Origin of the sequence: Rudaea cellulosilytica DSM 22992 (genome assembly GCF_000378125.1) — a bacterium.
In the GTDB taxonomy this organism is placed as follows: Bacteria; Pseudomonadota; Gammaproteobacteria; order Xanthomonadales; family Rhodanobacteraceae; genus Rudaea; species Rudaea cellulosilytica.
This window is the reverse complement of the sequence record NZ_KB899241.1, coordinates 941725-959891: the sequence shown is the minus strand read 5'-3', so window position 1 is coordinate 959891 and position 18167 is coordinate 941725. Positions and strand designations below refer to the sequence as shown.

Genomic DNA, 18167 nt, shown 5'->3' with positions numbered 1-18167 from the left:
CAGGAACGATGGGGGTGCGCGAGGCTACCACGTCCCCACGTTCGGCATCGACGCCCACGGCTCCTGCGGCGGCAGCTGGCCGTCCTGCAGCAGCTCAACCGAGATCAAATCGGGTGAACGCACGAAGGCCATGTGGCCGTCGCGCGGCGGGCGGTTGATCGTCACGCCCATCGCCTGCAGGTGCGCGCAAGTGGCGTAGATGTCGTCGACGCGGAAGGCGAGGTGGCCGAAGTTGCGTGCGCTGCCGTAGTCCTCGGTCCTGCCGTCGGCGTCGGGCCAGTTGTAGGTCAGTTCGATCTCGGCGTCGAGCGATTCCTTCGCGGCGAGGAAGACGAGAGTGAAGCGGCCCTTCTCGTTTTCCACGCGGCGCGTCTCGATGAGGCCGAGGCCGGCACAGAAAAATTTCAGCGAGGCGTCGAGATCGCGGACACGGATCATCGTATGCAGATATTTCATGGTGCGTTCTCCTTTGCGATCGTCCGTGATCGCGAGATCAAAAGCGGGCATCCTGTCCGCGCTATTCAATTCAATCCAGAAACAGATCAGGCAGCAGCGGTTTCGACGGATCGACCGTGTAGGCAGAGAAATCGGTGACGCCGGCGGCGCGCAGCACGTCATCGTCGATGAAGAACTTGCCGGTCGCCTCGCGCGCGGGGCGCGTGAGGATGGCATGCGCCGCATCGGCCATGATCGCTGGCTTACGGCCGTTGCCGGCATCGACGCCCGGGATCATGTTGAGCGCATCCGTCGCGATCAGCGTGCGCGGCCACAGCGCATTGATCGCGACACCCTTGTCGGCGAACTCGGCGGCAAACCCGAGCGTGACGAAGCTCATCCCCATCTTCGCCAGCGTGTAACCGGTGTGCGGCGCCCACCATTTGGGATCAAGCGACGGGGGCGGCGCCAAGGTAAGAATGTGCGGGTTAGCCGACTCGAACAGATGCGGCAGGCACGCCTGCGCGCAGAGGAAGGTACCGCGCGAGTTGACCTCGCTCATCAGATCGAAGCGCTTCATCGGTGTATCGAGCGCGCCGCGCAGCCAGATTGCACTGGCGTTATTGACGAGCACGTCGATGCCGCCGAAACGCGAGACGGTGATTTCGACCGCGGTACGCACCTCGCTCTCTTCGCGGATGTCGCAGCGGATCGCAAGGCCCTTGCCACCGGCTGCGTCGACCGCGGCGGCGGCGCTGTGGATCGTGCCGGGAAGCTTGGGGTTCGGCACGTCCGATTTGGCCGCGATGACCACGTTCGCGCCATCGCGCGCAGCGCGTAGCGCGATCGCGAGGCCGATGCCGCGTGAGGCGCCGGTGATGAACAGCGTCTTGCCCTGCAGTGAGCCCATGTCGGTCCCGATCGATGACGAAGCGTCGCGGTGAATGATGCATCAGCAGCGGCGGGCGCTCCAGCATCGGCGGTGCGCATGCCGGTTGCGCCGCTCGGGCAAACCGATACGCTGGCTGCCTGGTGCCGCTATACGTTCTGCTCGGTGCGCTGCAGATTCTGCGGGTGCTGAGCGGCGCGGTCCTTGTCAGGGCCGCCCCTGCCGTAGCCGTGAGCCCCGGGTCGGCCGTGCTTTTCAGCGCGGGACTGGCCGCGGTGCTGTGTGATCGGCACGGGTTGACGCGTCGGACGCGACTCAACCCGACTGGAAGCGCGGCAGCGCGTGCATGAGCTGAGCCAGCCTTTCGATCGGATCGACCGTCTGCAGCAGCATTTGCTGCTCGCGGTTCTCAAGCGGCAGCAGCTCGGCGAGACGGAAGCCGATCCAGCTCGCGTCGTTGAAGTTCGCGCGCGGCGCATTTGCATGCGTGCCGCCTATTTTCTCGAGCAGGCGCTCAAGGATCGTCGCGAGCAAATGGAATTCGACGGGTACTTCGACGTGGGCCTCGTCCGGCCACAACTCGACCTCGCCATGCGCGAGGCCACTGTCGCGAACGCGCGAATGGGCCAGACGAAAGCGCCGGCTGCCTTGCGCGCGGATGCCGAGCAGGCCATCGGGCGTGGTGGAGAAATCGACGATGTGCGCCAGCGTGCCGATCGCCGCGGGCGTGGCGGGCTCGCCGGCTTCGGTACCGGAAAGGATCAGGCAAATCCCGAACGGCGAGTTCGTGCGCGCGCAGTCGCGCACCATGTCCAAATATCGCGGCTCGAATATGCGCAGACCGACTTCCCCACCCGGGAACAGTACGCTGTTGAGTGGAAACAGCGGGATATCGGTCGTCTGCCTGGAGCTCACCGCCGCAGTATAGGTCCGTTGACCGCGGAGCGGATGGCGGCGACGCCGGCGCGTCCGCCGACCGTCATTCGCGGCGCTGCAGCTCGATGCGCGTGCGCTTGCCGCGCAGATTGAAATCGAGCTGCAAGCGCGCGCCGTTGCGCTCGATGCCTACCGGCAACAGTGCGCGCCGCGCGCCGACGTTCATGATCGCCGCGGCGCAAGGCTCGCCTTCGGACATCGCGCGGATGCGTGTCTTGCCGAACTCGCCGCGCAGCGCGCAGGCCTCGAGCGAAAGCCAGCTTTGGGCGTCAAATGCCGCTGCGGAAGGCGTGACGATTTGCTTGAACTGAAAATAGGGAATCAGCGACGCGCTGCCGTCATGCTCCGTGCGCGATTGCATTGCCCACGTCTGTTCGTAGGTGGACTCGGCGTCGGTCTGCAGGTGCACATGCCAAAGCGCGAAATCGTTTTGCGGCGTAGGTTCGATCGTCAGCGTGACCTGTGGAATGGCGGAGTCCACGTCGCGCGGCGACTTGGCAGCCTGATCGCGGTTGTCGTAGCGGCCCAGCTCGACAAGGGCTGCCGCGTTGGCGCCTGAAACGGCGAGCAGAACCCATAGAGTGAATCGCATCATCGCGCGTACTCCTCCGGCGTTTGGGTAACTCGACGGTACAAGTACGTCATGCGCCAGTCCACTTCGTTATGGGTGTTGCGTAAGCGGGGCAATTTGTCCGTGGTCCAGCGACGTTCATCGGAGTCCGGGCGGATTCATAAACCAATTGCAACGATGCGCCGCCGGAAAGCAGAAGTGATAGTCTTGCGCGTCAGACCGGATTGTTCCGGGAAGTGCGGTTTGGATGAGCAATGGCTAATCTACGGCTCAAGCAGACCGAAGCACTGAAGTTGGGTTAGCATGTAACGGCCGCCCAGCTCAAGCGTCAACGAGAGCCGCACCGTTTGAACCGTTGAACCTTGCATTTTGTGCGACGCCTGTTCACGCTATTATCTAGATCATCGTCTCCTAACTAACTTAAACATCACCGTGGGGAAAATCATGGCTACTAAGAAAGCTTCCAAAAAAGCAGCGGCGAAACCCGCCACGAAGCCGGCCGCAGCCAAGCCGATCAAGCAGGCTCTCGGCAAATCCGGATTGGTCGAATACATCGCCAACTCGTCTGCTGTCATGGCCAAGGATGTCCGCGCCGTACTGGCCGCGCTTGAAGGCGCTGTGGTCGGTTCAGTCAACAAGAACGGTGCACGCACGTTTACCCTGCCGGGCCTGTTCAAAGTTACCGTCGCCAGCATTCCCGCGAAGCCAAAGCGCAAGGGCATCAATCCGTTCACCAAGCAGGAACAGTGGTTTGCCGCGAAGCCCGCTTCGGTCCGGGTGAAAGTGCGCCCGCTGAAGAAGCTCAAAGACGCTGCTTCGTGATTCTCGGCTGAGATCTATGCCCAATATAGGTGTTCTCCTGAAGGACGAAATCTCGCGTCTTTGCCGACGCGAGATCCGCAAGACGGTAGCGAGCGTAAAGAAGGCGTCGGCCGCTTACCGGCGTGATATCGCCTCGCTCAAGCGACAAGTTGCAGCGCTGCAGAAGAAGTCGGCTTCGCTCGAGAAGCGAACGAATGTCGCAGCAAGAGACAGCAATCCACGAACCTTGCCTGATCGTCCCGTCAGGTTCGTAGCGAAAGGGCTGCGTTCGCTGCGTTTGCGGCTGGGCCTGTCCGCGGCGCAACTGGCTTTGCTGCTCGACGTCAGCGAGCAGTCGATCTACAACTGGGAAACGAAAAAGGCCACGCCGCGGAAAGAACAGCTCGCGGCGATCATTGCGATGCGTGGTATTGGAAAGCGTGAAGCGCAAGAGCGCCTTGATGCAATCAAAGCGTCGCGCTCGCCGCGTGCCAAGAAGAAGAGCACAGCTTAGAACAAGCCATTCTCGACCAAATGGTTGTGGCTTCGAATTGCCCGGCGAAGAAATGACTGTTTCTTCTCCACAGGTTGCTTGCGCTCAAAAACATTGCCGCCCAGCACTATGCGTCCACTCCTCTCTATCCGCGAAGAGTGACGTTGAAGATGGAGCGCCGAACACCGCGCAGCGGCGATAGGCCTCTGCGTTGGTCCCCGTGCGAGCATGGTCAGATCCGATGGCAAGACTCCACGCAAGTTGGTGCAGTTGCCGCGAATTCTCGATCATCGACATGCCGTGTCCTCGACATCCAGGCGGCGCTGCTCTTGTTGCTTCGGCGAGCCCTAGGAATTGTCAAAATCAGCTGGGAAAATCTCGTTCGAATTGCCGCAAGCATGCAGTTCGCGCACGAGCATGAGTCATGCCGACTTGCGCCCCGTTGCCAACGGAATCGAAAATCGCCAAAGTCCATGAAGCGGAATGACGGATCGACGCAGGGCGATCGGGATATCGGAAGACCAAAATCCAAAACTTGAACAACCCGCCAGGAACGAGCACCCATGTCTATCTCGAAGTGGAAATCTCTTAGTGTTCTTGCCGTCTCGATGGCACTGACGTCGCCCATGGCCTTGGCGGCGGACGCGCCGCTTACGACTCAGATCGTCGATGCGCTCAACAAGATATACGGTTCCCATCCCGGATTTCGTGCAAATCACGCAAAAGGCGTTGTGGCCCAGGGAACGTTCAAGGCGACACCGGAAGCCGCAAAGCTCAGCCGGGCGGCCATTTTCAATGGCAGCGTAATCCCGGTGACAGTGCGCTTCTCGGATTCAGGGGGATTGCCCACCGTAGCAGACGGTTCGCCCGGCGCTAACCCTCACGGCATGGCCATCAAGTATCATCTGCCCGGTGGCTCCAGCACCGACATGGTGATCAACTCGCTCAAGTTCTTTCCGGTGGCCTCCGGCGAAGAGTTCCGCGATCTGCTCGTTGCGATCAGCGAAAGCGCGCCAGAGAGCCCAAAGCCGACGAAGCTGGATCAGTTCAAAGCCGGCCACCCTGCGGTAGACAAGGCGTTCGCGACGGTGGCTACTCCCGCCAGTTTCGCGGACGAAGAGTACTACGGTATCGACGCCTTCCTGCTGGTCGACAAGGCGGGACATAAACAAGCGGTGCGCTATCAGATGGTGCCCGAACAGGTCGTGCACCTCAAACCCGAAGAAGCTTCCAAGAAGTCTCCGGACTTCCTCGTGGACGACCTGCCGCAGCGAATCGCTAGAAAGCAAGTGGTGTTTCATCTGAAAGCGCAGCTGGCCAGCGCCGACGACCAAACCAAGGATCCCAGCCAACCCTGGCCCGATACCCGCAAAGTCGTTGAACTGGGCACCTTGACCTTGGACAAGCCCGTGGCGGACAGCACGGAGGCGCAAAAGAAACTCTTGTTCATGCCAACAGCACTCACAGATGGCATCGAGTTGTCCGACGACACTCTGCCCGTGGTTCGCACCGGAGCGTACGCCGTGTCGTTCTCACGCCGCAGTCAATGAGAAGTTGAACATCGAAGAAATGCAGCCGCTGCCTGTCGGCGGCCGCACCTGGAGAGACCAGCTTCGGATCGGCGGTCATGGACGCTGGAGCGGCGAATTGCCGTGCTTGGAAGCACGGCCTAGCAGTCAGTGAAATTTCTCGCCGCGCGCGAGCATATCGATAATCAGCTCTATACGCTTGAGCTTTGTCTCTGAGCGCTTTGCTGTTTGCAACCGATAGGCAATCGAATACAGGTTGGCCTTGTTGAGCGTCGCGTAGAATTGCTTTGCCTTGGGGTTACGTGCGAGCTCTTTGACGAACTCTGCAGGCACCGTTGCGTTAGCGGAGGAATCGTACGCAGTGGCCCAGCGCCCGTCGGCTTTGGCCGCTTCCACCTCCTTGAGACCAGCGGGCGTCATTTTGCCCTCCTGGATAAGCCGATCCACATGCGCAACATTTCTCTTCGACCAACCGCTCTTCGCTCCGCGCGGAGTGAATTTTTGCACCCAGGAGTTTGCATCAAGCGGCAGCTTTTGCCCGTCTATCCAACCGAAACATAACGCCTGGTCAAGCGCCTCGGCATATGTGACCGATGGAACACCAGAGTCCTTCTTGAAAATCCGCAGGAGCAGAACACCGGCTCGGGCGTGCTCCTTCGCCATCCATGCGCGAAGTTCTTTTGATGATCGAAAACTCCGTGGTTCCGGCAGAGCACGGGAAGGTAATTTGCCCATAAGTGGTTCAACTCAGGTTCGTGCCAGTTAATCGTCTGCAAGCGCTTGATGTCTACTGAACAGGTGCCCCTTTCGGAGCCGGCACCAGAACATCATCGTCCTTGCTCCATGCCGGCGTCGTGATGGCGTAAAACTTGAGGATCTCGCCTTTGCTGGCTCGAATGGAACGGACTACCGAAGGCGGAATCAATATGTAATCGCCAGGACCTACTGGATGCGCTACCGCACCTGTCCAAACTTCACCGTGCCCGTCGAGGACGAAGAAAGACTCTTCACCGACTTTGTTGTGGCTCCAAGCGCTCGCGTGACCTGGGTCGAGTTCGAATAATGCAACGCTGCCCATGGTTGATTTGGCAGCGGGCGGAGCCGAGCGGCCGGTAAGTTCCTTCAGCCGTACTCCCTCGGAAACCTGAACAAAGGAGAGTTCTCTGGGCGTGATCACTTTGGTTGCACTGTTGCCTTGTGCAGTGGCCGTGGCTGCCACGCAAACAGACGCAAACAGGCAGAGAAGAAGAGCAGACCAAATGTATTTGTTCACCATGCTCACCGAAGTCAGATAAGCGGCCGTCGCCGCGATACCTGGGATGCTAATGCAACCGCGCCGCGACAGTACGGTTAAACGAGGGCTGAGCACAGCTTCGCAATATTGGCCTGATGTCATCCTGTCTTCAACGGCCCGGCGACCTTGTAAGTACTGAGGATGATGCCGGACGGCAGGGCTTGCGTGCTGATGAGCTCGAACGCACGGGCCGGGGTTCCCGCAGCAAAAAAAGCGTTTACCCGCGCCCAGCAGGACTGGATTGACGGCCAGCACGACTTCATCTGTGAGCCCGTGTTCGAGCAGGATTGAAGTCAGCGTGCCGCTACCCGAGGATGAGATCCGGGCCGTCCTGCGACTTGATGCGGCGAACGGCTTCAACGAAGTCCGGTCCAAGGCCCTCATGCGGACCCCATTCCAGACTTTCCGGACGAGTTGAGGCATTTAGCAGCCGCTATACAAGCGGCTCGGCCTACAACCACACGACGAACCACTGTCGTGATTTTCGACAACACGAGATGAGAACGATCCGGGGTGCCCGAGGAGGTTGCCGCGGCGCTACGTCGACATGGACGAGAGGGCGGCCACGAAGCGCCGCGGCGCGTTCTCGAAGCCGCCGTTCGACATGAAGACGACGTGGTCGCCCGGCTGCGCCTGCTCGCGCAGCGCGGCGATCAGTGCGTCGACCGTCGGTGCGGTGCGACCGCGACCGTCGAGCGCGCTGGTGACTTTGTGCGCATCCCACGGCAGTTCGGCGCGTTGCAGGAATACGACCGCATCGGCATCGGCGAGGCTCGGTGCGAGTTCGGCGGCATGCGCACCAAGGCGCATCGAGTTTGAGCGCGGCTCCATGCCGACGAGGATGCGTGCCTTGCCGATCTTTGCGCGCAGGCCGGCGAGCGTGGTCGCGATCGCGGTCGGGTGATGGGCGAAGTCGTCGTATACTTTTATACTGCGCGCTTCGCCGACCAGTTCCATGCGTCGCTTGGCACTGCGGAAATCGGCGAGGCTCGCGAGCGCCTTTTCGATATCGACACCGCCCGCCTCGGCCGCGGCGAGCGCGCCGAGCGCATTGCTCACGTTGTGCCGGCCGATCAGGCCCCAGCGCGCGACGCCAAGTTCCTTGCCTTCGCGCAGTACGGCGAATTCGCTGCCGTCAGTCCTGATCAGGCGCGCGCGCCAGTTGCCCGCATCGATGCCGAACGTCGTAATCGGCGACCATGCGCCCATCGTCAGCACTTCAGCCAGATGCTTGTCCTCGGCATTGACGATCAGGCGGCCATTGCCCGGCACGGTGCGCACGAAATGATGGAATTGGCGCTGGATCGCGGCGACATCGGGAAAGATGTCGGCATGATCGAACTCAAGGTTGTTGAGGATCGCGATCTGCGCGTGGTAGTGGACGAACTTCGAACGCTTGTCGAAGAACGCGGTGTCGTATTCGTCGGCTTCGATGACGAAGTCCTCGTTCGCGCCCAGCCGGGCCGACACGTCGAAATTCTCCGGCACGCCGCCGACGAGGAAGCCCGGCTTGCGGCCGCAGGCTTCGAGGATCCAGGCAAGCATCGCCGTCGTCGTCGTCTTGCCGTGCGTGCCGGCGACCGCAAACACGCGGCGCTCGCGCAGCAGCGCATCGCCGATCCACTGCGGGCCGGAGACATAGGGCAGGCGCGCGTTCAGCAGGTATTCGATCGCTGGATTGCCGCGCGACAAGGCGTTGCCGACGACGACGAGATCCGGTTTCCGCGCGGGATCGTCGCTACCGAGATGTTCGGCGCGATAACCCTGCTTGAGCGCGATGCCGAGCGCGGCGAGTTGATCGCTCATCGGTGGATAGATGTTCGCATCCGAACCTTCGACCTCGTGACCGAGTTCGCGCGCGAGCGCAGCGACCCCGCCCATAAACGTCCCCGCAATCCCCAGGATATGGAGCTTCATGCGCTTTTATTGAGAAGTCCGGCCATGGATAGCCGGTTTTTAATCTTGGCGTTCAAGGACGAACGCATGGCTACGTTCCTGCGATCAGGCTCAGCAGCAGCGACAGCAGCGCGATCCAGCCGAAGATCACCGCAATGCCGCCGGCCAGAGTCAGGTTCAAGCTGTGGCGCAGCACATTCGCCACCGCCACCAGCTGCCAGATGCCGAGCGCGAAAATCAGCGGGAACAACATCATCTGTGTCGGCGTAACCTGCTCGGGCACGAGGCGGCCCGCTTCGATCGGAAACTTGCCGAACGCAAGCGCGACTGGAATGTTGATCAATGTGAAGATCAGGTTGCAGCCGACGAGGCCGCTGCCCGCCTGCACGAAGCGGCTGCCGAGACCGCGCATGCGCAACGCCAGGCGCAGCGCCGCGAGTACCAGCAGCGTCTCGATCAGTGTCGAAAGGAATGATTCACCGAGGCCGATCGGAGCGGGAATCGTGCGTGCGACGGCTTGCACGACGACGCAGGCGACGATCAGCACTGCGAGCAGTTGAGTTGAATACGGCAGGTCCTGCGGCCCACGGCGCAACAGGACGAGATCGCGGAAGATTTCTACAACAGGAGGCATGAAAGCGGTTGCAACCGAGCTTATTTAATAGCTCGTGAGTGTATCAGTTCGCCGCGGCCCTTCGGTTTGGGGGCCGTAAGTAGCACGCGTAAAGCGCATGCTATTGTCCTCGCTTCGCTTTGGCACGTCGGTAAGCTTTTCCAGCTTGCCTGTACGGATCGCTTTTCGTGTTTAACGCTTTTAACGCCCGTTTTGCGGCCCGGTAGCAAATCAGACTCAAGCCGATGCCAAAGATTGAGAGCGGCAAGACAATAAGGAGGGGATTTACGTAGTGAGTGGTGCCGCTATTTAAGTTATGGATGGGAATATCGGCCCAGCCGTTCGTGTAAAGAATATAGAACGGAAATAGCAGCATCGCGACTGCAAGAAAAACCGAGGAATACTTCTGGAATCGAAAGAAAATCCTAAGCTCGTGTCCGGTAGCTGCCCACATGCGTATCCATCGCTTACCACGCGAAAAACGCGTCGGACCGGGTTCAACGGACATGCTTTCTATCTTGGCAGCACAGCCAAAATCCGCTGGAACACTTCCTGAACTTCGCCCACCCCGTCGACCGTCTTGAGCTTGCCGATCTGGCCGAAGTGGTCGGCGACCGGCGCGGTCTGTGCGCGGTAGACTTCGAGGCGCTTGCGCACGACGGCGGGGTCGTCGTCGGCGCGGTGTTCGGCGGCGAAGCGGATCTCGCAGCGCGCGAGAATGGCACTGTCGGGTACGTCGAGCTTGATCGCCACGTCGAGCGGCTGACCGATGCGTGCGAGCAGGTCCTCGAGCGCGGCGCACTGGGCGAGGTTGCGCGGGTAGCCGTCAAGGATGAAGCCGCCCTTCGCGTCGGACTGGGTGATGCGCTCTTCGAGCATGCCGAGCACGATGTCGTCGGAGACGAGCTGGCCGGCGTCCATCACCGCCTTGGCCTTGATCCCGAGCGGCGTGCCGGCCTTGACCGCGGCGCGCAGCAGGTCGCCGGTGGAGATATGCGGTATGCCGAGTTCATTCTTGAGCAGGGTGGCCTGGGTGCCCTTGCCCGATCCATTCGGGCCGAAGAAAACGATGCGCATATCTGATTCCGTGAGGACGCGGCGGTGGGTGCAATGCAAACTGCGACAGGCTAACCTAGCGGCAGTGCGTCAACGAGTCAACGAGACCTTTTACCATTGAGGATCGCATGAGCAAGAAGCAGGGCAAGGCGAGCAAAGGCGCGCTGTTCTACGCGCAGTCGGGTGGGGTGACCGCGGTGATCAACGCCAGCGCCTGCGGCGTGATCGAAACCTGCCGCAAACACGGCGTGCCGGTGTATGCCGGGCGCAATGGCATTCTCGGTGCGCTGCGCGAGGAGCTGATCGATGTGGCCAAGGAAGACCGCAGCGCGATTGCGGCATTACGCCACACCCCGGGCGGCGCATTTGGCTCGTGCCGGTTCAAGCTCAAGTCGATCGAGGCCGACCGGTCGCGCTACGAGCGCCTGATCGAAGTCTGCCGCGCGCACGACATCCGCTACTTCCTCTACAACGGCGGCAACGACTCGGCCGACACTTCGTTGAAGATTTCCAAGCTCAGCGCCGAGCTCGGCTATGACCTCAAAGTCGTCGGCGTGCCGAAGACGGTGGACAACGACCTGCCGGTGACCGATTCCTGTCCCGGCTTCGGTTCGGTGGCGAAGTACACTGCAGTATCGATCGCCGAGGCCAGTCTCGATGTCGAGTCGATGAGCGAATCGTCGACCAAGGTGTTCGTCATGGAAGTCATGGGCCGCCACGCGGGCTGGATCGCGGCGGCCGCGGGCCTCGCCGCGCAGGGCAAAGACGCGCCGCCGCACGTGATCCTGTTTCCCGAGGTGCCGTTCGAGCAGGACAAGTTCCTCGCGCGCGTAAAAGAAGTCGTGGCCAAGGTGGGTTATTGCTCGGTCATCGTGTCCGAAGGCGTGAAGACGCCGGACGGCAGGTTTCTCACCGACTCGGGCGTGGTCGACGCGTTTGGCCATACCCAGCTCGGCGGCGGCGCAGCGCCGATCATCGCCGGATTGGTCAAGGACAGGCTCGGTTTCAAGATCCATTGGGCAGTGCCGGACTACCTGCAGCGCTCGGCGCGACACATCGCTTCGAAGTCCGACGTCGAGCAGGCCTATGCGGTCGGCAAGGCCGCGGTCGAGTACGCGCTGGCCGGCAAGAACGCGGTGATGCCGGTGATCAAGCGCACCTCGTCGACGCCGTTCAAGTGGAAGATCGAGGCCGCGCCGATCACGAAGATCGCCAACATCGAGAAGAAGCTGCCGGCAAACTACATCAGCAAGGACGGTTTCCACATCACCGCCGCCGCGCGCAATTACTTCGAGCCGCTGATCCGCGGCGAAGCCGCGCCGCCGTACGATGCAAAGACCGGCCTGCCCAAGTACGCACGTCTCAAGCGCGTGCTGCTGAAGAAGAAGCTGCCGAAATACGAGATCGCGGACAAATAGCGGATTTTCGAGTACGAAACCCCCTCGCCGTCATTCCTACTTTCGCGGGAGTGTCGGCTGTCAGAGCACTCTCGAACGGCGGCACGGCAAGACATGCTTCACATTCCCGACAACGAGCTGATCGAAACCTTCGTTCGTGCCTCGGGCCCGGGCGGGCAGAACGTCAACAAGGTCGCCTCGGCGGTCGAGTTGCGCTTCGATGTGGTCAATTCGCCGTCGCTGTCGGAGGCGTTGCGTGCTCGCGTGCTCGCGCGGCGCGATCGCCGCTTGACCGCCGACGGCGTGCTCGTGATCCAGGCCAACCGTTTCCGCGACCAGGCGAAGAACCGCGAGGACGCGCGCGCACGCCTTGCCGAAATTCTGCAAGCTGCGGCCTATGTGCCGAAGAAACGTATCGCGACCAAGCCGACGCGCGCATCCAAGGAACGCCGCCTCGATGCCAAGCGGCAACGCAGCACGCACAAACAGCAGCGCGCGAAACGCAACTGGAGCGAAGATTGAGCGAGGGCACCAACGCGTCGATTTTCCCGGGCGTGCCGCCGCAGGCGCCGCATTTTTCGCCTTCGTTGCTGGGCTGGGTGTGCCGAGGGCTGCTGCGCCTGACCGGCTGGCGCATCGCCGGCCGGCTGCCGGACGTGCCCAAGCTCGTCATCATCGGCGCGCCGCATTCGTCCAACTGGGACGGCGTCTGGGCGCTTGCGTTCAAGGTGGCGCTACGCCTGGACATCCATTTCATCATCAAGCACGACTACACCAAGGGCCTGCTAGGTCCTCTGGTGCGCGGCCTCGGCGGCATCGGCATCGATCGCAAGGCGGCGCATGACGTGGTGACGCAGATGCGCCAGCAGTTCGCCGCGCGCGACAAGCTCTGGCTCGGCATCACGCCGGAAGGCACGCGCAAGAAAGTTAAAAAGTGGAAAAGTGGATTTTGGCACATCGCGCGCGCGGCGAACGTACCGGTGCAATTGCTCTACTTTCACTATCCGGAAAAGACGATCGGCCTGGGGCCGTTGATCGAGCTGAGCGACGACCTCGACGCCGACATGGCGCGCATCCGCGAATACTACGTGCCGTTCCAGGGCAAGAATCGCGGCACGGTGTAACGCGCCGCCTGCGGACGGCGCTCGCTCAGCCGCGATAGCGGGCGAGGAGTTCGGGTTCCTGGCGCCGCTGCAGATCGACCAGGGTTTGCCGCGCTGCGCTGCCGATGCGTCTGCGCAAGTCGGGTTCGGCGCTCAGGCGCGCGAGGATTTCGAATGCCTCCGTTTCGCTGGCGACGAGAAAGCCGTTCTCGCCGTGCACGATCAGCTCCGCGCAGCCGCACTGTTCGGGGAAGATGATGACCGGCAACTCCATCGCCATCGCTTCGAGGATGACCGCGCCGCCGGTCTCCAGCCATTGCGGATGTTTGCGGTAGACGAACACGTCGAGGGTCTCGAGGAAGTCCCGCGCTTCGACCGCGCCTTCGGCGATCAATTCCGGGCGCTTACCCTTGTCGGCCGCGAAGACGCGCTCGATTGCATTGCCTCCGAGTAATCTGACCCGGTATCCATGGGCGATAGCCTGGCGGAAAAAGGCCGCATCGTTGTAGTGGAATTTGTACGCGTAGGCGCGGCTGTGGCGGCCGACTGCAATATCCGGTGTCGATGCGCGCGCTTGGCGGCAACGGAAGTGGGCGAGATCGACAGGAGAATATTCGGCGGCGCCTGGCAGGCCGAGCAGCTCGCCGAACATCTTTGACGGGAACGTCAGCTCCACGGATGGGTGGGCCGGATTGTTGCCGATCCGCTTCAGCCACCGGAGCAGGTTCTGATTCTGGTCGATCAGGTTGTGGCAGATCACCACCCGCTCGAAGTGGCCGCGTTCGAGCAGATCGCCGATGTCGTAGTAGGTCCCGATCAGGACGATTGTGCCACCCGATGGCGTTTCGTCGCCGTGGATGAGACGGATTGGAGCCTGTTCGCGATGCGCTGGATGGGCCGGCGCAGTCGACCACAATGTCGTCGGCATGTGCGCGGAAAGAAAGCGGTACAGGTTGAGCGCGCGGCGCTCACTGCCGCCAATGCTGTCGAGGTTGCAAAGTATGTGCAACTTCGAGTCCGTCGCAGCATGCTCTGCCGTGGAAGCGAGCGTGCTGATCTGTTCGAGGGCTGTGCGGATGTCGCGGCTCTCGTTCTGCCAGAACGTCGGTCGATCGATCAGGAAACGGCATTCCGCCATGAGCTCAGCGCATTCGGGATGCCCAGGAGCGAGTCCTCCCATCCTGACAGCCATCGCAAGCGCCGCGTCGGGCAGATTCACATCGAGGAGCATGTTGACCGCGACGACGGCTTCCTCAAGATCGCGAATATGCTCGGCGCGCAGGGTTTGCAGGGCTCGCCTTGCTTGCTCACCCTCGCCGGTTTGCAGCAAGGCGGCTGCCCGACGCAGGATATCGCGCTGCTGTATGCCGGTGTCGAAAGCAACGTGCAGATTCATAGCAGGCTCGTCATGGCGTCGCGTTGCGGGCGTTTCAAAGCTATCGAGTCGCCGGTACGAAAGAGGCTCAAGGTGGCCCATACCGTGCGACGATCGCGCTCCGTCACTGTCGCCTCAAACTTGCGCGCGTGCTGCGAGATAACCTTGGCGTGAATTCCCAAGAAGCCACCTACTGTCGAACGATCGTGGCGTTCCGCCACGGAATGTCGTCGCGCCATCACGCCACTGCGCGAACTTCGGGTTTTGCCAAACGCCATCCGCTCATGAGTTCCCGATGTGCGGCCGCCGCCTTGGCGAAGTTCGCCTCCTTGATATGGCCGTAGCCGCGGATCCGCTCAGGGATCGAGGCGATGTCGACGGCCAGCTTGAGGTTGTTGCGGTCGAGCTTCGACAGCAGCTCGTCCACCGTCGCGAAATAGTCGGCGATCAACTGACGCTCCATTTTGCGCTCGGCGGTCTTGCCGAAAACGTCGAGCGCACCGCCGCGCAGGCGCTTGAACTTGGCCAGCAGCTTGAACGCGCGGAACATCCACGGACCGAACTCGCGCTTGACCAGATGGCCGTCAGAGTCCTTCTTGGCGAAGGTCGGCGGAGCAAGATTGAAGTGAATCTTGTAGTCGCCGTCGAAGACGTTCTTGATCTGCTGCTCGAACTCGCCGCTCGTGTACAGGCGCGCGACTTCGTACTCGTCCTTGTACGCCATGAGCTTGAACGCGTAGCGCGCGACCGCTTCGGTCAGCGCGGTTTGGCCCGGTGCCTTCGCCTGCTCGGCACTGCGCACCTTGTCGACGAGCGCCTTGTACTTCGCCGCATACGCGGCGTCCTGGTAGTCGGTGAGGAAGGCGGCACGGCGGGAGATCTCCTCGTCGAGCGTGCGGCTGATCTTCACGTCATCCATTGGTGCGGCGAACGCCGTCGCCGCCGCGGGCGCTTGCATGCCGTTGGCCGCTTCCTTGACCTTGGCCATGTCGACCGCGGCCAGACGACCCCAGTTGAACGCGCTCTTGTTCATTTCGATCGCGGCGCCATTGAGTTCGATCGCACGCATCAGCGCGGCTTCGGAGATCGGCACCCAGCCTTTCTGCCAGGCGTAGCCGAGCATGAACAGATTGCTCGCGATCGAATCGCCGAGCAGCTTGGTCGCGAGATCGGTCGCGTCGACGAGCTCGGGCTCGTCGCCGTCGAGCGCGGTGCCGACGGCTTTGACGATCTGCAACGCCGGGAACTGCATGTCCGGCTTGGTCGTGAACGTGCCGGGCATCGCCTCGTAGGTGTTGAGCACGACGTGCGAGCGCTTGGCGCGGATCTTCGACAGTGCCCAGTAGTCGTTGACCACGACCATGTCACAGCCGAGGACGAGATCGGCCTCGCCCGCGGCGATGCGCACGGCATGGATGTCGGCCGGCGTCTTCGCGATACGCAGATGACAGGTCACCGCACCGCCCTTCTGCGCGAGACCGGTCTGGTCGAGCACGGTCGCGCCCTTCGATTCCAGATGCGCGGCCATGCCGATCAGTGCGCCGATCGTGACGACACCGGTACCGCCGATGCCGGTGACGAGGATGTTCCAAGGCTGGGCGAGGTCGCTGGCGAAGCTCGGTTGCGGCAATGTGGAGAAGTCCACTTTGCCACTTCCGGGTTTGCGCTTCTTCAAACCGCCGCCGTGGATGGTGACGAAGCTCGGGCAGAAGCCCTTCACGCAGGAATAGTCCTTGTTGCAGTTCGACTGGTCGATCTCGCGCTTGCGCCCGTATTCGGTTTCCTTCGGCAGCACGGAAACGCAGAACGATTTCTCGCCGCAGTCGCCGCAGCCTTCGCAAACGAGCGAGTTGATGAAGACGCGTTTCTTCGGGTCTTCGAGCTTGCCGCGCTTGCGTCGGCGACGCTTCTCGGTTGCGCAGGTCTGATCGTAAATCAGCACCGACACGCCGGGCACTTCGCGCAAGCGCTTGGACACGGCATCGAACTCGGCGCGATCGAAGAACTCGACGTCACGCGGGAACAGTTCGCGCTTCGACCATTTCTCGATCTCGTCGCTCATCACCACGATCGTCTGCACGCCTTCGGCGCGCATCTGGTTGGCGATGCCTGGCACGGTCAATGTGCCGTCGACCGGCTGGCCGCCGGTCATCGCGACTGCATCGTTGTAGAGAATCTTGTAGGTGATGTTGACCTTGGCCGCGATCGCCTGGCGTATCGCCAGCGAGCCCGAGTGGAAATAGGTGCCGTCGCCGAGGTTCTGGAACACGTGCTGGGTTTCGGTGAACGGCGCCTGGCCGCACCAGGTCGCGCCTTCGCCGCCCATCTGGGTGAACGTGTCGGTGCGGCGGTCCATCCAGGTGACCATGTAATGGCAGCCGATGCCACCGAGCGCGCGCGAGCCTTCGGGCACCGCGGTCGAGGTGTTGTGCGGGCAGCCGGAACAATAATGCGCGGCGCGCGGGAAATTTGCGCGCGGCAGGGTCAGTTCTTGTTCCTTCGCCTCGATCCAGGCGACGCGCGACTTGATCGTGTCGTTGCTGAAGAAACGCGACAGGCGCTTGGCGATCACGAGCGCGATCATCGCTGGCGTCAGCTCGGACGTGGACGGCAGAATCCAGTTGCCTTCCTCGTCATATTTGCCGACCACGCTCGGCCGCGTCGGCCAGTTGTACATGTATTCCTTCATCTGCGATTCGATGAAGGAGCGCTTCTCTTCGGCGACGATGATGTCTTCGAGGCCGTTGGCGAACTCGCGAATGCCGACCGGCTCGAGCGGCCAGGTCATGCCGACCTTGTACACGCGGATGCCGACGTCGGCGGCCATTTTCTCGTCGATGCCGAGATATTCGAGCGCCTGCAGCACGTCGAGATAGCTCTTGCCCGTGGTGACGATGCCGAGGCGCGCCCGCGGCGAGTCGATGACGACACGGTCGATCTTGTTCGCGCGCGCAAACGCCTGCGAAGCCTGCACGGCGTACTGGTGCAGGCGCATTTCCTGGTTGAGCGGCGGATCGGGCCAGCGGATGCTGAGGCCGCCGGGCGGCATCGTGAAATCGGTCGGAATCACGATGTCGAGCTGATGCGGATTGACGTTGACGCTGGCCGAGGATTCCACCGTCTCCGCGATCGTCTTGAAGCCGACCCAGCGCCCGGTGTAGCGTGACATCGCCCAGCCGAGCAGGCCCATGTCGAGGATGTCCTGCACGCCGGCCGGATTCAAGATCGGCATCATCGCGCTGACGAATTCGAGTTCCGAACCGTGTGGCAGCGTCGACGAGCGGCAGGCATGATCGTCCGCGGCCAAAGCGAGCACGCCACCGTTCTTCGAGGTGCCCGCGGCATTGCCGTGCTTGAACACGTCGCCCGAGCGGTCCACGCCCGGGCCCTTGCCGTACCACATCGCGAACACGCCGTCGTACTTCGCGCCGGGGAACAGATTGGCCTGCTGCGTACCCCAGACCATCGTCGCGCCGAGGTCCTCGTTGAGGCCGGGCTGGAATTCGATATTCGACGACTTGAGGTGTTTCTTCGCCTTCCACAGCTCGAGGTCGAAACCGCCAAGCGGTGAACCGCGATAGCCGGAAATGAAACCGGCGGTGTTGAGGCCGGCGGCACGGTCGCGCATCTGCTGCATCAGCGGCAGGCGGACGAGCGCCTGTACGCCGGAAAGATAGATGCGGCCCTCCTTGCGCGTGTATTTATCCTCGAGCGTGTAGCCGAGGTCCAACTGCGTTGCGGGAACAGACATGACAGCCATGCTCGCGTTAGAGTCAATG

At 62.0% G+C, this 18167-nt stretch carries 19 protein-coding genes; 7 read left to right on the top strand and 12 right to left on the bottom strand.

All coding sequences use genetic code 11. The features are described from left to right. Positions 1–24: 24 nt before the first annotated feature. Both F455_RS0104335 and F455_RS0104330 read right to left on the bottom strand, forming a co-directional pair. Positions 25–456: a VOC family protein gene (locus tag F455_RS0104335; protein WP_026293061.1), complete on the bottom strand. Its 432-nt coding sequence runs from the start codon at positions 454–456 to the stop codon at positions 25–27. Positions 457–526: 70 nt separating this feature from the next. Then, on the bottom strand, positions 527–1345 hold the full coding sequence (locus F455_RS0104330; protein ID WP_018972045.1) for an SDR family oxidoreductase: 819 nt from the start codon (positions 1343–1345) through the stop codon (positions 527–529). 122 nt (positions 1346–1467) lie between these two features. Between F455_RS0104330 and F455_RS23625 the strand changes: the two genes are divergently transcribed. After that, complete coding sequence (locus tag F455_RS23625; protein WP_425413736.1) at positions 1468–1674, top strand: hypothetical protein; 207 nt, start codon at positions 1468–1470, stop codon at positions 1672–1674. Here the strand turns inward: F455_RS23625 and F455_RS0104325 are convergent. Together F455_RS0104325 and F455_RS0104320 are read right to left on the bottom strand one after the other, a co-directional pair. Next, entirely contained in the window at positions 1640–2239 is a 600-nt protein-coding gene (locus F455_RS0104325) for an LON peptidase substrate-binding domain-containing protein (RefSeq protein ID WP_026293060.1), read from the bottom strand. The two genes, F455_RS23625 and F455_RS0104325, sit on opposite strands and share 35 nt — an antisense overlap. Positions 2240–2303: 64 nt before the next feature. After that, positions 2304–2855 carry a hypothetical protein gene (locus F455_RS0104320; protein ID WP_018972043.1) on the bottom strand — a complete coding sequence of 184 codons (552 nt, stop codon included), beginning with the start codon at positions 2853–2855 and terminating at the stop codon, positions 2304–2306. Positions 2856–3275: 420 nt separating this feature from the next. Here F455_RS0104320 and F455_RS0104315 point away from each other — a divergent pair, with 420 nt between their 5' ends. The 3 genes from F455_RS0104315 to F455_RS0104305 all read left to right on the top strand — a co-directional run bounded on the left by F455_RS0104315 (position 3276) and on the right by F455_RS0104305 (position 5675). Beyond that, positions 3276–3653: an HU family DNA-binding protein gene (locus tag F455_RS0104315; protein WP_018972042.1), complete on the top strand. Its 378-nt coding sequence runs from the start codon at positions 3276–3278 to the stop codon at positions 3651–3653. A 16-nt stretch (positions 3654–3669) separates the two neighbouring features. Next, positions 3670–4146 (top strand): helix-turn-helix domain-containing protein, encoded by a 477-nt coding sequence (locus tag F455_RS0104310; RefSeq protein WP_018972041.1) that lies wholly within the window; start codon positions 3670–3672, stop codon positions 4144–4146. 542 nt (positions 4147–4688) lie between these two features. After that, positions 4689–5675 carry a catalase family peroxidase gene (locus F455_RS0104305; protein ID WP_018972040.1) on the top strand — a complete coding sequence of 329 codons (987 nt, stop codon included), beginning with the start codon at positions 4689–4691 and terminating at the stop codon, positions 5673–5675. Positions 5676–5801: 126 nt separating this feature from the next. Here the strand turns inward: F455_RS0104305 and F455_RS0104300 are convergent, their stop codons facing one another. The 6 genes from F455_RS0104300 to F455_RS0104275 all read right to left on the bottom strand — a co-directional run bounded on the left by F455_RS0104300 (position 5802) and on the right by F455_RS0104275 (position 10534). Then, positions 5802–6389, bottom strand: a complete 588-nt coding sequence (locus F455_RS0104300; protein ID WP_051084121.1) for a YdeI/OmpD-associated family protein — start codon at positions 6387–6389, stop codon at positions 5802–5804. Positions 6390–6441: 52 nt separating this feature from the next. Continuing rightward, entirely contained in the window at positions 6442–7332 is an 891-nt protein-coding gene (locus F455_RS22390) for a cupin domain-containing protein (RefSeq protein ID WP_245539936.1), read from the bottom strand. A 153-nt stretch (positions 7333–7485) separates the two neighbouring features. Then, the gene (mpl, locus tag F455_RS0104285) at positions 7486–8865 is read right to left on the bottom strand and encodes a UDP-N-acetylmuramate:L-alanyl-gamma-D-glutamyl-meso-diaminopimelate ligase (protein ID WP_026293058.1); all 1380 of its coding nucleotides are present in this window, start codon (positions 8863–8865) and stop codon (positions 7486–7488) included. A 70-nt stretch (positions 8866–8935) separates the two neighbouring features. Continuing rightward, positions 8936–9478, bottom strand: a complete 543-nt coding sequence (locus tag F455_RS0104280) for a hypothetical protein (RefSeq protein ID WP_018972035.1) — start codon at positions 9476–9478, stop codon at positions 8936–8938. 100 nt (positions 9479–9578) lie between these two features. Further along, positions 9579–9965: a hypothetical protein gene (locus tag F455_RS22875; protein ID WP_157578423.1), complete on the bottom strand. Its 387-nt coding sequence runs from the start codon at positions 9963–9965 to the stop codon at positions 9579–9581. 5 nt (positions 9966–9970) lie between these two features. Beyond that, complete coding sequence (locus F455_RS0104275) at positions 9971–10534, bottom strand: adenylate kinase (RefSeq protein ID WP_018972034.1); 564 nt, start codon at positions 10532–10534, stop codon at positions 9971–9973. 107 nt (positions 10535–10641) lie between these two features. On the opposite strand from F455_RS0104275, the gene F455_RS0104270 reads away from it, so the two are divergent. From F455_RS0104270 to F455_RS0104260, 3 genes are all read left to right on the top strand, one after another. Continuing rightward, a complete protein-coding gene (locus F455_RS0104270) occupies positions 10642–11931 on the top strand; it encodes a 6-phosphofructokinase (protein WP_018972033.1) in 1290 nt (429 codons plus the stop codon). A 93-nt stretch (positions 11932–12024) separates the two neighbouring features. Next, positions 12025–12432, top strand: coding sequence for an alternative ribosome rescue aminoacyl-tRNA hydrolase ArfB (gene arfB / locus F455_RS0104265; protein WP_018972032.1), 408 nt, complete (start codon positions 12025–12027; stop codon positions 12430–12432). Continuing rightward, the gene (locus F455_RS0104260; protein WP_018972031.1) at positions 12429–13034 is read left to right on the top strand and encodes a lysophospholipid acyltransferase family protein; all 606 of its coding nucleotides are present in this window, start codon (positions 12429–12431) and stop codon (positions 13032–13034) included. The genes arfB and F455_RS0104260 overlap by 4 nt, the downstream gene beginning before the upstream one ends. 25 nt (positions 13035–13059) lie before the next feature. On the opposite strand, the gene F455_RS21835 is transcribed toward F455_RS0104260, so the two are convergent. Both F455_RS21835 and F455_RS0104245 read right to left on the bottom strand, forming a co-directional pair. Then, positions 13060–14409 carry a glycosyltransferase gene (locus F455_RS21835; RefSeq protein WP_169337291.1) on the bottom strand — a complete coding sequence of 450 codons (1350 nt, stop codon included), beginning with the start codon at positions 14407–14409 and terminating at the stop codon, positions 13060–13062. Positions 14410–14626: 217 nt separating this feature from the next. After that, positions 14627–18148: an indolepyruvate ferredoxin oxidoreductase family protein gene (locus F455_RS0104245; protein WP_026293057.1), complete on the bottom strand. Its 3522-nt coding sequence runs from the start codon at positions 18146–18148 to the stop codon at positions 14627–14629. Between the last annotated feature and the right edge of the window lie 19 nt (positions 18149–18167).

What these genes read in the sequence shown, in the direction of transcription:
- F455_RS0104315 (WP_018972042.1), top strand. Translation starts at nt 3,276, where the DNA reads ATGGCTACTAAGAAAGCTTCCAAAAAAGCAGCGGCGAAACCCGCCACG.
- F455_RS0104300 (WP_051084121.1), bottom strand. Translation starts at nt 6,389, where the DNA reads ATGGGCAAATTACCTTCCCGTGCTCTGCCGGAACCACGGAGTTTTCGA.
- F455_RS0104270 (WP_018972033.1), top strand. Translation starts at nt 10,642, where the DNA reads ATGAGCAAGAAGCAGGGCAAGGCGAGCAAAGGCGCGCTGTTCTACGCG.
- F455_RS0104305 (WP_018972040.1), top strand. Translation starts at nt 4,689, where the DNA reads ATGTCTATCTCGAAGTGGAAATCTCTTAGTGTTCTTGCCGTCTCGATG.
- arfB (WP_018972032.1), top strand. Translation starts at nt 12,025, where the DNA reads ATGCTTCACATTCCCGACAACGAGCTGATCGAAACCTTCGTTCGTGCC.
- F455_RS0104320 (WP_018972043.1), bottom strand. Translation starts at nt 2,855, where the DNA reads ATGATGCGATTCACTCTATGGGTTCTGCTCGCCGTTTCAGGCGCCAAC.
- F455_RS21835 (WP_169337291.1), bottom strand. Translation starts at nt 14,409, where the DNA reads ATGAATCTGCACGTTGCTTTCGACACCGGCATACAGCAGCGCGATATC.
- F455_RS22390 (WP_245539936.1), bottom strand. Translation starts at nt 7,332, where the DNA reads ATGAGGGCCTTGGACCGGACTTCGTTGAAGCCGTTCGCCGCATCAAGT.
- F455_RS0104330 (WP_018972045.1), bottom strand. Translation starts at nt 1,345, where the DNA reads ATGGGCTCACTGCAGGGCAAGACGCTGTTCATCACCGGCGCCTCACGC.
- F455_RS0104275 (WP_018972034.1), bottom strand. Translation starts at nt 10,534, where the DNA reads ATGCGCATCGTTTTCTTCGGCCCGAATGGATCGGGCAAGGGCACCCAG.
- F455_RS22875 (WP_157578423.1), bottom strand. Translation starts at nt 9,965, where the DNA reads ATGTCCGTTGAACCCGGTCCGACGCGTTTTTCGCGTGGTAAGCGATGG.
- F455_RS0104310 (WP_018972041.1), top strand. Translation starts at nt 3,670, where the DNA reads ATGCCCAATATAGGTGTTCTCCTGAAGGACGAAATCTCGCGTCTTTGC.
- mpl (WP_026293058.1), bottom strand. Translation starts at nt 8,865, where the DNA reads ATGAAGCTCCATATCCTGGGGATTGCGGGGACGTTTATGGGCGGGGTC.
- F455_RS0104335 (WP_026293061.1), bottom strand. Translation starts at nt 456, where the DNA reads ATGAAATATCTGCATACGATGATCCGTGTCCGCGATCTCGACGCCTCG.
- F455_RS0104280 (WP_018972035.1), bottom strand. Translation starts at nt 9,478, where the DNA reads ATGCCTCCTGTTGTAGAAATCTTCCGCGATCTCGTCCTGTTGCGCCGT.
- F455_RS0104245 (WP_026293057.1), bottom strand. Translation starts at nt 18,148, where the DNA reads ATGGCTGTCATGTCTGTTCCCGCAACGCAGTTGGACCTCGGCTACACG.